The following is a 13,547-nucleotide window of genomic DNA, read 5'->3' as shown; positions in this document are numbered from 1 at the left end:
CATGCACGATCTTCAGATTAAGCGCGCTTTGATTTCAGCTTACAACAAAGAAGGACTCGATGATATTTGTCGAAAGCTTCACCAGCTTGGTGTTGAAATTTATTCCACCGGTGGCACACAGGCTTTCATCCGGCAATTGCAAATACCTTGTCAATCTATTGAATCACTTACGGGATATCCTTCTATTCTGGGCGGAAGAGTAAAAACACTTCATCCTGCTGTATTTGGTGGAATATTAGCCAGGAGGAGTCATCCGGAAGATGAGCAGCAAATCAAAGATTATCATTTAACGCTTTTCGATCTGGTGATTGTGGATCTTTATCCCTTTGAAGAAACCGTTGCTGCTACTCAGGATGAAGCAGCTATTATCGAAAAAATAGATATTGGAGGTGTATCCCTGATCCGTGCAGCAGCCAAGAACTTTGCCGATGTGGCTGTGATAGCTTCCCGGGAAGAATACAACCAGCTATTGCAATGGCTCACAGATCAACAGGGCATCCTTCATTATGATCAACGAAAATGGCTGGCTGCTCGTGCATTTGCGCATTGCACTCATTATGATCTGGCTATAACACGTTATTTCGAACAATTTGCACCTACAAATATTTTCTTTGCTGAAGCAGCTCCGGCACATTCTCTGCGTTACGGAGAAAATCCCCATCAGTCAGCCCGCTTTTTTGGCAATCTTCATGAAATTTTCGATCAATTGCATGGCAAGGCGCTTTCCTATAATAACCTGGTTGATGTAGATGCTGCTTGTCGGTTAATGGCTGAATTTGAGGAAACCACTTTTGCTATCATCAAGCATACCAATGCATGCGGTGCAGCATCAGCAAATACCGTGTATGATGCCTGGAAAGCTGCGCTGCAAGGCGATCCGGAAAGTGCTTTTGGTGGGATTCTAATCAGCAACGCCGTGATAGATGAAGAAACAGCAGCATCTATACACGAAATATTTTTTGAAGTGTGTATAGCTCCTGACTTCACACCACCAGCACTGGAAATACTGAAGAAAAAGAAAAACCGCATCTTACTGAAACAAAAAGGTAAAATACAATCAACCACTGCCTTTAAATCAGTTTTAAATGGCGTCTTGCAGCAAGATACAGATCGATTAAGCTTCCAGTCCTGGAATGAAGTAAGTCGTCCGCTTACATCACAAGAAAAAACCGATTTGCAATTTGCCAATCTAATATGCAAGCATTTGAAATCAAATGCTATTGCATTGGTAAAAAACAAACAATTAATCGGAAAAGGTTGCGGACAAACTTCAAGAATTGATGCCCTGCGCCAGGCTATTAAAAAAGCCCGCCAATCAGGATTTGATCTGCATGGTGCTGTAATGGCCTCTGATGCTTTTTTCCCATTTGATGACTGCGTGCGCCTGGCACATGATGCCGGCATCACAGCTGTTATTCACCCGGGTGGCTCCATTCGTGATGAAGATTCCATTCGTTTCTGCCAGGAACATCAAATGGGAATGGTGATCACCGGCACGCGTCATTTTCTTCATTGACGTTGCATGATTTGCTGCACCACGTGCTGATACGCCTGGCGATACCCACAAAACCTTCCATACTCACTGAAATAATTGGGATGCAAAACCAGCATACACGTACCACCTGCTGCATGGATCTTTTCCCACATCCTCCAAACCTGTTCTGCATAAGCATCTGGTGAAGATTTTAATTGTACCACACCGGTATCCATCCAGCAAAACGGATGAATCAGCAAAGCAGTTTCTTTTTCTGCGATCAGATCATACCAAAAAAATGCATCGGCCACACCAGCCCGGAATCCCACATGGGTAGCATATCCCATGCTGTAATCATGCTGAATGCCTGCCGATAAAAGCTGACGATAACTATCCGGTATCCGGAACCGCAAATAATGAAAACGATTATGCTTCGGCTGAAAACCCGCAACAGATGCGAATATCCCAATCTCTCGTTTTATTTTCCTTTCGTTTAAAAACGAGGCATAGGATAAATGAATACCTGTGGTAAAATTTGATGATGTGGATACTATTAACTTTTTGTAAACGGGATGTGTAGGCGCTATTTGTTTGTCATATCTCCCATATTTGCCAACAGGAAAAAAATAAATCGGCTGAAGATGATGGAATTCATGAATGCCGTTTAACCATTCATACACATCATAAGGATCTTTGGTTTGATTGATAACCACTTTCCATCTGAGTGTGATTTCGGAAAAGTGCCGGTGCCAGATATCCCATACGGCTGCACCTATTTGCCTGAACAAGGGCTTGCCCCGATAGGCAAAGGCCATGTCCACATCATAGGTGGGAATCAAACGGGATACAGGCAATCGAAATTTCAGATAAGGAAATTTGCTGCTTAAAGCCTGTTGAAATGCTTGTATCCAATGATGAACAATTGGTTCATCGAGAAATTTTTGCTGATAAGCTATACTTGCAGTAGCAGGAAATCGCCCATGCTTGTCCTGTTCGGAATAAAGATATTCTTCATATCTGCTAAGCAAATAAAAAGTTGCAGCAAAGATATCAAATGGAAAATCGGCTGCTGATACACAGGGAAAAAATGCTTTTAATGAATCAAAGCTGCAAAATTCGATTTTTTGTTGCTTTATGTCTGTTTCAAACAGAAGAGAATGGGGCGTGATGTTAAAAGCATCTGCATAGGATGCATGCGTGTAGTTAATCCAGGCTTCCGAGATAAGGACTGGAGGTTGCAAAACCCATTTCACCTGCAGACCCATTTGCTGCTCTAAGATGAACTTACCTACGTATTGCAGGCGGGCAGTAAGCCGGGAAGTGAATATATGAATCTGCACAAAACAGCATTAAGCAGCTTGCGCTCGACAGGTTTATTTTTTATTTTTTAACCTGAATGGTAACGGTTGCCGCCATTTGTTGGCCGTAGGAGCGATGCATGCCATCGGCAAACTGCAAAGTCAGCTTATGTGTTCCGGGTGGCAGCTGCAGTTCCGCTTCGGTTTGTGCATTTCCAAAGTGCAGATGCGTGGAGTCTTTGGGAATTACCTCGCCTGCCGGAATGGAATCTCCATCATCAATCAATATATGATGATGTCCTGAGCCTTCCCGCACGAGTCCGGCTGAATCCACGCGCATGCCTTCCACGCCCATTTCCACCCGAACAGGATTTTGCACTACCTGTCCGTTTTTTAAATTTTTAAAAAACACTTTTGCTCCAGCCGGTACGGCGGGCATGGCCTGTACTGCGGGCTGCTCGGGTGCCTGAGCCGTATCCTCTGTTGATTGTGCCTGCCGGGTTCCATGATGACAGGCAACGAATCCCAATAAGAGCGATAAGCCACACAGAAGATAAAATCGTTTCATAACACAGCATTTTATGTGTAAGAAATAAAGATTTTCATGTTTTTCCCCCACGCCGTTGTTTCCACAATTCCTGAAAGGAATGCGGCGCAAAAACGGGTAATTCTCTTTTGTCGCCCCAGCTTTTGCGGAACAATTTCCTCAATACGAAATTCTTGGTTTTGCCACTTGCCATGTTCATCATTTTTCTGCTGAGGCTGGCCTGCTTCCAGAAGTACCACGCCAGCTTTTCACTTCCACTGGTATAGTGTGCTTCCACAGCTTCGTGCCGGTTGATGAGCAGGAGTTCATGGATATTGATGCGTACCGGACACACTTCCGTACAGTTGGCACAAAGGGAAGAAGCATAACTCAAATGCTTGAATTCCTGCATCCCTTTGAGATGCGGGGTAATAACCGCGCCGATAGGGCCGCTGTAAGTAGTGCCATAGGTATGGCCGCCTATGTTTTTATATACCGGGCATGCATTCAGGCAGGCACCACAACGAATACAATACAGGCTTTCCCTGACCTGAATATCCTGCAGAATACGCGTGCGGCCGTTATCAAGCAATATCACATACATCTCTTCCGGGCCATCGGTTTCGCCAGGCTGACGCGGGCCAGTAAGGATTGTATTGTATGCCGTAATGGTTTGTCCGGTACCAAAAGTGGCCAGCAAGGGCCAAAACAAAGCCAGATCCTGATAGGATGGCAATACCTTTTCAATTCCTACAACCGCAATATGCACGCGTGGCAATGATGTCGTAAGCCTTGCATTGCCTTCATTTTCCGTAATGGCTATTCCTCCGATATCGGCCAGAATAAAATTGGCTCCGGTAATTCCGATGTCGGCTGTTACATATTGTTCACGCAGCTGCCGGCGGGCTACCATGGTAAGCTCTTCTGCGGTCAGGCTGGCCGGCGTACCCAACTTGTTGCTGAACAAGCGGGCGATATCATCCTTGCTTTTATGCATGGCCGGCGTTACAATGTGATACGGAGGCTCACCGTCCAGCTGCTGAATATACTCGCCAAGATCAGATTCAATTGATTCAATATCATGTTCAGCCAGGAATTCATTCAAATGAATTTCCTCCGTTACCATTGATTTGCTCTTGACAACTTTCCTGGCCTGTTTTTCCTGGCAGATATGCAAAATTTCCCGGCAGGCCTGTGTGCCATCTTCAGCCCAGATTACCTTGCCACCACGACGCGTGAATTGGGCTTCAAAATTTTCCAGCAGCACATCCAGTTGTTCAATAGCCCGCCACTTCATGTTTTTGGCACGCTCACGTGCCGTCATCAGATCGGTAAATTGCGATTTCCCCTGCTGAAAAGCCTGGTTGTATTTTCCAATGTTGAAATTAATTTTTCTCCGGTGATCCAGGTCGAAAGCCTTTACTTCACTTTTGGCCAGAAATGTAGCCAGTTGTTCATTCATAGATCAGTTGTTTGAAATGCCTGACTGGTATGATATACAGGGTATCAATGCCTGTTTCGCTGAAAATATTTTTCTGCAATCTGTTCAAGAGCCTGATAAAACTCCTCTCCAAACTTACGAATCAATGCCTGTTTTACAAAACGAAATACCGGTACACCCAATTTTTTACCCAGCTCACAGGCCGGCCGACAAAGATTTTCTCTGGGCTCATACAAAACTGCGGTATGATGTGCAATCTTTCGTACCCGCAATGGATACAGATGACAGGACACCGGTTTATGGAATGATGTTTTACCATCATGAAAGGCTTTCTCAAATGCACATTTCACGATGCCATTTTCCACTATTGCATAGGCGCACATGCCATTGGGCAGCAAAGGTGTAACCATACCAAATTCCGGATCATGCACCACATGGCCTTTTTGTTCAATACAGGCCCGATGATCTTCAGGAAGATAATTTTTGACTGTTGCATAGGCCTGCCTGATCTGCTCTGCTTCCTGCGCCTCCAGCGGAGCTCCCGCATCACCATCCACACAACAACCACCCTTGCATGCCTGCAGATTGCACACAAAGCGGGCTTCCACAACATCATCTTCTACCAGCACATCATCAATCCAGATCATAATCTAACTTGAAGTTTAATGAAACCATTATCGCCAGCGCAGCGTATGAATCAGATGCCACATATCCTGTTCTACAAACCTGTTAACCGGTGCCAGCGAATCCGCATTGGGTACGGCATAGAAATAAAGTGCGCCACGTAAAAAATGAGTGGTTGAATCAGTCACAAAAAATTGCTTGGCGCTGGCCACATCACCTCCCAGGCTAAAAAATATGCCATCCACATGATATGGCGTGTGAATCCTGATTTCATCCCGGTAATCTGCCTTGTAATCATGTTGATCCGTCATCTCAAAAACCTGATTCAGCAAGGTTTGCAACGGCTGCTTTTTGCTGATAACTTTATAGGTCAGGTAAATCTTACCATTTAATCCGGGAAATACAATATTGATCCAGTAAGGATTTTCAGGTATGGTATCAAAGAAAACCGTATCCTTCACAATTTCAGCATATACCGGATATTCAAACGTGTAAGGATATCCGGGTTTATCAAACAACTGATACTTTTTCTGCGGCAAATCAATTCTGAAATATCCGCGGGGGCGTGGTGTGGGTGGATGATTGCACCCTGTCAGGATCCATACAACCCATAAACCTGTAATCCACTTCATCCCGTACAACAAAGAAAAGTCCTTATTCATCAGGAAATGGATTTTTTCTGACTTTTATTTTTTGGATGCGCATCCGGTCAATTTCCAGAACAGTAAATTCAAAATCTTTCCATTTCAATACTTCATTCACCTGAGGGAATTTTCGGGCTATTTCCAGCACCAGGCCTGCCAGTGAATCACTATCGCCTTTGATTTCATCAAAAGTATCCGGCGAAAGATCCATGATGCGGCATACATCATTGAGCATGACTTTGCCATCAAACACAAAGGTGTCTGCATCAATCTGTGCATAGAATTGATCTTCTTCATCAAATTCGTCGCGGATATCGCCTATTACTTCTTCCACAATATCTTCCAGGGTTACAATACCCGATGTACCACCAAATTCATCAACCACAACAGCAAAATGTATTTCCTGTGTTTGAAATTCATGCAATAAATCTTCAATTAGCTTGTGTTCTGGCACAAAATAAGCGGGTCGCAAAATAGCATGCCAGTCAAAATCATCACCTTTATCCAGATGCGCCAGCAAATCATGGGAATACAGCATGCCTTTAATGTGATCCAAATCTTCTTCATATACTGGAAGTCTTGCGTGATGCAAGGCGGCTACCTGTCGAATTACTTCCCGAAATGGCAAATCATAAGGTATTCCTTTCACATCAAGCCGGGCGCGCATCACCTGTCTTACGGTAATGTTGCTGAATTTGATAATTCCTTTCAGGATATTTTTTTCTTCAGCCGATGCATTTTCATCAATGGTAGCATCCACGGCTTCGTTGATTTCTTTTTCCAGAAAATCTGCTTCTCTTGTTTTTTGTAAAGTAGCTTCAATATTTTCTGATGTTTTGACGATGAAGCTGCTAGCAAAACCCAGCATGCGCTGCAACACATGAATGACACCTGCACTGGACAACACCACCCGAATGTTGTATTGCGTGGCATAGACCCGGGGAATAATTTCACCGAATAATACCACGATAATCAGAATCACCAACAGCTTGATGACATAGGAAAGAATGAGGTTTTCTTTGTAATTGATAAATAAATCAATCAGATAGTTGGCAATGAGAATCACGCAAATGTTGATCACATAATTGGCAAGCAGCAGGGTTGCTTGCAACAGTCGCGGATTTTCAAGAAGTTTAATGGCCTGTCTGGCTCCCGGCTTTTGCCTCACACGAAGCATATTGCGTTCCTTTTCTCCAATGGTAAAGAAAGCTACTTCAGCTCCTGAAATCAGGGCTGAGATAAGAATGAGCACAACCAACAGAATTGCAAAAAAGGTAATGTTTTGCATGGGCAGTTCCTGTTGATTCACCATCGCTAAATAGATACTCGCAATGGAAAGCGCGGGAATCGAAAGATGATGCAGAGAAAATTCCAAAAACAATGGGGAAATAAACATCATGTGGCTGAGATGCTATATCAGGAAAACCCGAAATCTTTCATGATCAGATTCGCAATATTACATCGATTTGAAATGCGGAAACCCGAAAACACGGAAAATTTTCATTCATTATCTTCCGGATTCAGTTCTGATTCCATCGAAGATGCAGACGATTCACCGGCTTCTTCCTGTACAGATGAGCCGTGGGATCCGACATGGCTTTCCAGTTTCTTGTCGAGCATAATCAGATTATCCCCCACCACTTCCACAGCCGATTTTTTATTTCCATCCTTATCTTCCCAGCTTCTGGTATGCAAATGTCCTTCCACATAAATCAGGCTGCCTTTTCTGAGGTATTTTTCGGCCAGCTCAGCCAAACCTCGCCACAGCACCACATTGTGCCACTCAGTTTGGGAAACCTGCTTCCCCGAACGATCTTTAAAGGTTTCCGTCGTAGCCAGCGGAAATTTTGCGACGGGAATGGTGCCATCAACCTTTTGTATTTCCGGATCTTTGCCCAGATTCCCAATCAAAATCACTTTATTGACGCCTCTCATAACTGAGATAGTTTTAGTGAGGAATGAAATCGCAAATAGCCATTTGCCTAAAATTAAATTTTTTTTATGGAACGGAAAAATTTCAGGCTGGTTCCTGCAGGGAAAAAATCACAGCAGGAGTGGCTGCTGTACGCAGTGCAGATACCTAACAATTATGCCCGGAAAAGCATACTGGTGAAGCTGTTTACCCTGTACCAGGATTTGAGGACTCAAAATCCTGGGCTCCCGGGTTGTTTCAACATAAAAGAAACGGGCGTGGATGAGCTGATGCGTAAGCTGTTGCTTCCGCTCGGTGATGCCTTTCAGCTCCCAGCAACCATCAGGCAGCAGGTTTTTCCATGCTGGATCCTCAAGCAATAATTCCTTCCCTGCCAGTCTTTCTCTTTCAATCATGGGAAATTCATATAAGCCGCACCAGATGTCTTTTTCCTCTCTTTTCCGGATAATGGTTTTATCGCCAAACCAGCAAACCAGGTAGTGGAAATATCGCTCACGAATGGTCTTGCGGGTGAGTTTTACCGGAAACTGTTCCTGCTTGCGCTGATGGAAGGCTTTGCAAAACGAATTCAATGGGCATTGCCCGCAATTGGGCGCCTGGGGTTTACAAATGGTTGCGCCCAGATCCATGATGGCCTGATTGAAAATAGCTGGCTCTTCGGGTGGAATCAGTTCATTTGCCAACCGGGTGAAATATTTTTTACCCGCTGGCGTATCGATTGGTGTATGGAGTGCAAAATACCGGGCTAAAACCCGTAGTACATTGCCATCCACAACGGCATGTGGTAAATCAAAGGCAAAAGAAGCAATAGCAGCTGCCGTATAGGGTCCAATACCTTTTAATGACAACAATTCTTCATAATTCTTCGGAAACACGCCACCATGGCTTTTCATCAGTTCCCTGGCGGTATGTAACAAATTTCTGCAACGATTGTAATAACCCAGCCCCTGCCAAAGTCGAAACACTTCTTCTTCACGGGCTGCGGCCAGGTCGGCCAGGGTAGGATAAGCCTCCACAAACCGTTCATAATACTCGCGGCCCTGTTCAACCCGGGTTTGCTGCAAAATGATCTCAGCCAGCCAGATGCGGTACGGATCCCGAATCCCTTTCCAGGGCATTTCCCTGCGGTTTTCTTTCCGATGCCAGTCCAGCAACAGCCGGGTAAATTCCTTTTGGTGGGTGAAATCCATATTGCAGTCCAAACTTCCCGATTTTTTTGTTATGAATGCAAGTGTCAACTATTTTATGATTTTACCGTTTATCTCCCGTGCTAAAAACCGTAGCTTCCGGAAATTTGCCCTGCAAATGCAATTAAATTTGAAGATTTTATTTTATATTTGATAGAACGGTAAATCCTGCCCGATGAGAAAAGCGGATCTGATTAATCATATTGCAGAGAAGACTGGTATTCCGAAAGTGGATGTGCTGGTAACAGTGGAGGCCTTACTGAAGGAAATCAAGGACTCACTGGCACGGGGTGAAAACATCTACATCCGGGGTTTCGGTAGCTTTATCACCAAAAAAAGGGCTGCAAAAATTGGCAGAGATATCAAGAAAAACATTGCCGTAGAAATTCCGGAACATTACATTCCTGCGTTTAAACCCTCCAAGGAATTCATTCAGGAAGTGAAAAAGCTGAAAACTTAGTAACTTTGCAGTCCTTTTAAGCCAGTTCCAAGGTGAAACGTGCCCAGATTGTCCTGTGTGTTCTCGCTGTTGCGGCCGTTGTGTTGTTATATGCCTTCGGCCCTACCCGTGTGCCTCCGAAAAATACGGGCATGGCATCGGCTTCCATGGCTTCGGGTCAGGGAGTTGCTCCTGCTTCGCTTCACACAGATAGCCTGATTCATCAGGCCAAACAGGGCCTACCTGCCAATGTGCTGATGCGCATTACCGAGCTGGAAAACAGTGTGGTAAGAGGAGATGTAAAAAATCAACAGATCCAGGCCTTTCGCCAGCTGGCCCATCTGTGGGACAGCCTCAGCCAACCGGATCTGGCTGCCTATTATTTTGGTAAAGCAGCTATGCTACAGGCCAATCCACAAGCCTTGCAGTTTGCCGCAGGATTGTTTCTCAACCGGGTTCAACAAACTTCGCCCGGGGCGCTGCACACCTGGCAAGCCCTGCAGGCCGACAGCCTGCTGCAACGGGCACTTCAGCTGAAGCCCGGCAATGACACCCTGCAAACTATGCTGGCTCAAGCCACCATTGAACAGGGAGCCGTGATGCAGGGCGTGCAGCAACTGCTGGCCATCGTAAAACGTGACTCCAACAATGTGCCGGCACATCTGCTGCTGGGCCGGCTCTCCATTACATCCGGCCAATACCCGAGAGCTATTGAACACCTGCAGAAGGTGGTGAGCCTGCAGCCCCAAAACGCCGAAGCTCTCTATTACCTGGGAGTGGCTTATCGTGAAACAGGACATCGCCAGGAGGCCGTTCGCTATTTCCAGGAATGCAAGGCATTGATTCGTGATCCAGATTTTGATCGCGAAATCGATAGCCTTATCCAAACCATGCCTTAAATGCTATTGCTTAACCTATAAAATTTTTGATCTATGCCCTGTGGTAGAAAAAGAAAAAGACACAAGATTGCAACACACAAAAGGAAAAAACGCCTGAGAAAAAATCGGCACAAGAAAAAATAATCCGCGGCTCTTTGCCAGAAACAATGCCCGAATATTCCTCCTGAAGGAAGATGGGCAAATGAAGATTTACACTTTAAATTAAATTTCATGATGCTTGAATAGAGAGCTCATTATAAATGCCCATGCGGGTGGAGTAGATATTGCCCTGCTGGAAGACAAAAAACTTGTTGAACTACATCATGAAAGTGGAGATAGCCAGTTTGCCGTAGGTGATATTTATCTGGGTAAGGTCAAAAAGCTGATTCCCGGACTCAACGCCGCTTTTGTGGATGTGGGATATGAAAAGGATGCTTTCCTCCACTACACGGATCTAAGCCCTTACGCCCGCTCCGTATTGAAATTCACCCAAATGGCCATACACGACAAGGAGCCGGGTGGATTTGATTTTGCTACCTTCAAAAAAGAACCGGAAATCATCAAAACCGGGAAAATCACCGATGTACTGGGAGGTAAACCCGAAATCCTGGTGCAGATCCTGAAAGAACCCATCTCATCTAAAGGCCCCCGACTAAGCTGCGAAATCTCCCTTCCCGGACGGTATGTGGTGCTCACGCCTTTCAATGAAATAGTGGCTGTTTCCAAAAAAATCCATTCCGCCGAAGAACGTCGCCGGCTGCAAAGCATTGTAGAAGCTATTCGCCCAGCCAACTTTGGGGTGATCGTGCGTACAGCTGCAGAAGGTAAGAAAACCGCTGAACTGCATGAAGACCTGCTGCAATTGGTGGACATGTGGAAAACCATCCAGCGCAACCTCTACCGTGCTCAGCCTCCGCAAAAAATCATGAGCGAACAAAACCGCACCAACAGCATATTGCGCGACCTGCTCAACGAAAGCTTCAACCGGATTGTGGTCAATGATAAGGCCTTGTATCATGAAGTGAAAACCTATATCCAGAAAATTGCACCGGAAAAACAGGATATTGTTCACCTGCATCACAACCATGTACCGGTCTTCGACCATTACGGAATAACCAAACAGGTAAAGGCTTCATTCGGGAAAACCGTCAACCTAGACAGCGGCGTATACCTGATTATCGAATCTACCGAGGCCTTGCATGTGATTGATGTCAACAGCGGATATAAAAGCAGCAGCAATAACCAGGAGCAAAATGCGTTGATGACCAACCTGGAAGCAGCAGAAGAAATTGCCCGCCAATTGCGACTGAGAGATCTGGGTGGCATCATCATTGTTGATTTCATTGACATGAAACTGCCCGAAAACAAGCGGGCTGTGCTCAAAGCCATGGAGCAATTTATGGCCAATGACCGCGCTAAACATACCATTTTGCCCATATCCAAATTCGGATTGATGCAAATTACCCGCCAGCGGGTAAGACCCGAAGTAAACATCTCCACGTCCGAGGTATGTCCGGTTTGCAGAGGCACCGGTACCATTAGCTCCACCCTGCTGATTGTCGATGAAATAGAAAAAAACATCCAGTATCTGATTGATGAAGGACACCACCATTTGAGCCTTCGCGTAAATCCGATTTTATACGGCTATCTGACGAAAGGACTGATCTCCCAACAAATCAAATGGTGGTGGAAATTCAAGCAGTGGATTCGCATTGAAAAAGACAGCAATTATTACCTGATCGAATATCATTTCTTTGACCGCAAATCCGGGGAAGAAATCAAATTGTAGTTTGAATTCAAATGTTTTCGACATGCAAGGTATAAAAACAATCGGTTACGTGCTGGTCTGGATGTGGCTGGCCGGCTGCGCCTGGTTGCAATCAGAAAAACCCATGCAGTTGCAGCCGGGCAATTACCGCGCTTATATTGAAAGACCGGATGGCATTCAGATTCCCTTTCAGCTCCAGATTGCCGATAGCGCTGGCAAAACCGTGGTTTTCATTATCAATGGCGCCGAACGCATCCGCATTGATAGCATAGTACAACAGCATCAGCATTTTCAGTTGCACATGCCCCTGTTCAACAGCGATTTTACCGGACTGGCTCTCAACGACGGAACCCTGCAGGGACAATGGATTCGACACCTGCCCGATAGTGACCAACATTTCTTTTTCCGGGCATTTCCCGATACCGCCCGATTTGATGTGCATCAACCGGCCCGATTCAACATCAGCGGCACCTGGGCCACCTACTATCTGCGTTCCGGACGAAAGGATACTTCATTCGCGGTGGGATTATTCCACCAGGAAGGAAACCAGCTTTACGGCACCTTTATGCACAGCGATGGCGACGACCGCTACCTGGCTGGTGTGGTAGATGGCGATACGTTGAAACTATCCACCTTCAACGGCGGAGATCTTTATTTGTACATAGCCCATATCGTAAACGATCATACCATTCTTGACGGACAATTTTATTCCGGTTATGCCGGCTATGCCCGCTGGTGGGCACGGAAAGATTCATCAGCCCATCTTCCCAATGCCCTATCCCTCACCACGGTTATTCCTGGAAAAGAATTACTCGATTTTCGGTTTCCCGACCTGAACGGCGATACAGTAGCTTTACGCGATTATCGTGGCAAAGTGGTGCTGGTGGAAATCATGGGCTCCTGGTGCCCCAATTGCATGGACGAAACAGCGTTTCTCAGCTCTTTGTACGACCAATATCACGCAAAGGGCCTGGAAATCATTGCCCTGGCCTACGAACGATCAGCCGATTTCGAGCAGGCCCGCAAAGCCGTGATGAGCTTTCAGCAACGTTTTCATGTGGCCTATCCTATGTTGATAACCGGCGTTACTTACAACGATCCACAAATGATTCAGAAAACATTGCCCAATATCCAGCATTTTCAGGCATTTCCCACCACCCTGTTTGTTGACAAAACGGGGCATATCCGCTATATCCATACCGGATTTGCGGGACCCGGCACGGGAATTTATTACACCCAAACCATCGAAGAATTTAAGTCGCTGATTGATACTTTGCTTCACGAATAAAACATTCCGGGCCCGATGAAGATGACCCGGAATGTTTGGGGAGAGGA

General features: G+C 45.6%; 13 protein-coding genes. 5 read left to right on the top strand and 8 right to left on the bottom strand.

Going from position 1 to position 13,547, the window contains the following annotated elements:
• Window position 1 precedes the first annotated feature (1 nt).
• The gene (gene purH, locus BM367_RS05930; protein ID WP_092458902.1) at window positions 2–1,516 is read left to right on the top strand and encodes a bifunctional phosphoribosylaminoimidazolecarboxamide formyltransferase/IMP cyclohydrolase; all 1,515 of its coding nucleotides are present in this window, start codon (window positions 2–4) and stop codon (window positions 1,514–1,516) included.
• On the opposite strand, the gene BM367_RS05925 is transcribed toward purH, so the two are convergent.
• From BM367_RS05925 to mutY, 8 genes are all read right to left on the bottom strand, one after another.
• Window positions 1,510–2,814 (bottom strand): DUF7033 domain-containing protein, encoded by a 1,305-nt coding sequence (locus BM367_RS05925; RefSeq protein ID WP_092458900.1) that lies wholly within the window; start codon window positions 2,812–2,814, stop codon window positions 1,510–1,512. The two genes, purH and BM367_RS05925, sit on opposite strands and share 7 nt — an antisense overlap.
• A 40-nt stretch (window positions 2,815–2,854) precedes the next feature.
• The gene (locus BM367_RS05920) at window positions 2,855–3,340 is read right to left on the bottom strand and encodes a DUF4399 domain-containing protein (protein ID WP_222842575.1); all 486 of its coding nucleotides are present in this window, start codon (window positions 3,338–3,340) and stop codon (window positions 2,855–2,857) included.
• Window positions 3,341–3,374: 34 nt separating this feature from the next.
• Entirely contained in the window at window positions 3,375–4,760 is a 1,386-nt protein-coding gene (locus BM367_RS05915; protein WP_092458898.1) for a LutB/LldF family L-lactate oxidation iron-sulfur protein, read from the bottom strand.
• Window positions 4,761–4,804: 44 nt separating this feature from the next.
• Complete coding sequence (locus BM367_RS05910; RefSeq protein ID WP_092458896.1) at window positions 4,805–5,386, bottom strand: DUF3109 family protein; 582 nt, start codon at window positions 5,384–5,386, stop codon at window positions 4,805–4,807.
• A 27-nt stretch (window positions 5,387–5,413) separates the two neighbouring features.
• The gene (gldD, locus tag BM367_RS05905) at window positions 5,414–6,025 is read right to left on the bottom strand and encodes a gliding motility lipoprotein GldD (protein WP_245759911.1); all 612 of its coding nucleotides are present in this window, start codon (window positions 6,023–6,025) and stop codon (window positions 5,414–5,416) included.
• Entirely contained in the window at window positions 6,018–7,406 is a 1,389-nt protein-coding gene (gene gldE / locus BM367_RS05900) for a gliding motility-associated protein GldE (RefSeq protein WP_092458894.1), read from the bottom strand. The genes gldD and gldE overlap by 8 nt, the downstream gene beginning before the upstream one ends.
• A 101-nt stretch (window positions 7,407–7,507) precedes the next feature.
• The gene (locus BM367_RS05895; protein ID WP_092458892.1) at window positions 7,508–7,942 is read right to left on the bottom strand and encodes a single-stranded DNA-binding protein; all 435 of its coding nucleotides are present in this window, start codon (window positions 7,940–7,942) and stop codon (window positions 7,508–7,510) included.
• Window positions 7,943–8,050: 108 nt separating this feature from the next.
• Window positions 8,051–9,142, bottom strand: a complete 1,092-nt coding sequence (gene mutY / locus BM367_RS05890) for an A/G-specific adenine glycosylase (RefSeq protein WP_245759910.1) — start codon at window positions 9,140–9,142, stop codon at window positions 8,051–8,053.
• A 160-nt stretch (window positions 9,143–9,302) separates the two neighbouring features.
• Between mutY and BM367_RS05885 the strand changes: the two genes are divergently transcribed.
• From BM367_RS05885 to BM367_RS05870, 4 genes are all read left to right on the top strand, one after another.
• Window positions 9,303–9,587 (top strand): HU family DNA-binding protein, encoded by a 285-nt coding sequence (locus tag BM367_RS05885; protein ID WP_092458888.1) that lies wholly within the window; start codon window positions 9,303–9,305, stop codon window positions 9,585–9,587.
• A gap of 131 nt (window positions 9,588–9,718) precedes the next feature.
• On the top strand, window positions 9,719–10,465 hold the full coding sequence (locus BM367_RS05880) for a tetratricopeptide repeat protein (RefSeq protein ID WP_143103964.1): 747 nt from the start codon (window positions 9,719–9,721) through the stop codon (window positions 10,463–10,465).
• A gap of 217 nt (window positions 10,466–10,682) precedes the next feature.
• A complete protein-coding gene (locus BM367_RS05875) occupies window positions 10,683–12,233 on the top strand; it encodes an Rne/Rng family ribonuclease (RefSeq protein ID WP_092458884.1) in 1,551 nt (516 codons plus the stop codon).
• A gap of 22 nt (window positions 12,234–12,255) precedes the next feature.
• Complete coding sequence (locus BM367_RS05870; protein WP_092458882.1) at window positions 12,256–13,500, top strand: TlpA disulfide reductase family protein; 1,245 nt, start codon at window positions 12,256–12,258, stop codon at window positions 13,498–13,500.
• The last annotated feature ends 47 nt before the right edge of the window (window positions 13,501–13,547 follow it).

This window comes from Thermoflavifilum thermophilum (genome assembly GCF_900116565.1).
GTDB lineage: Bacteria > Bacteroidota > Bacteroidia > Chitinophagales > Chitinophagaceae > Thermoflavifilum > Thermoflavifilum thermophilum.
The sequence above is the reverse complement of the archived record's forward strand: the minus strand, read 5'-3'. Positions and strand labels throughout refer to the sequence as shown.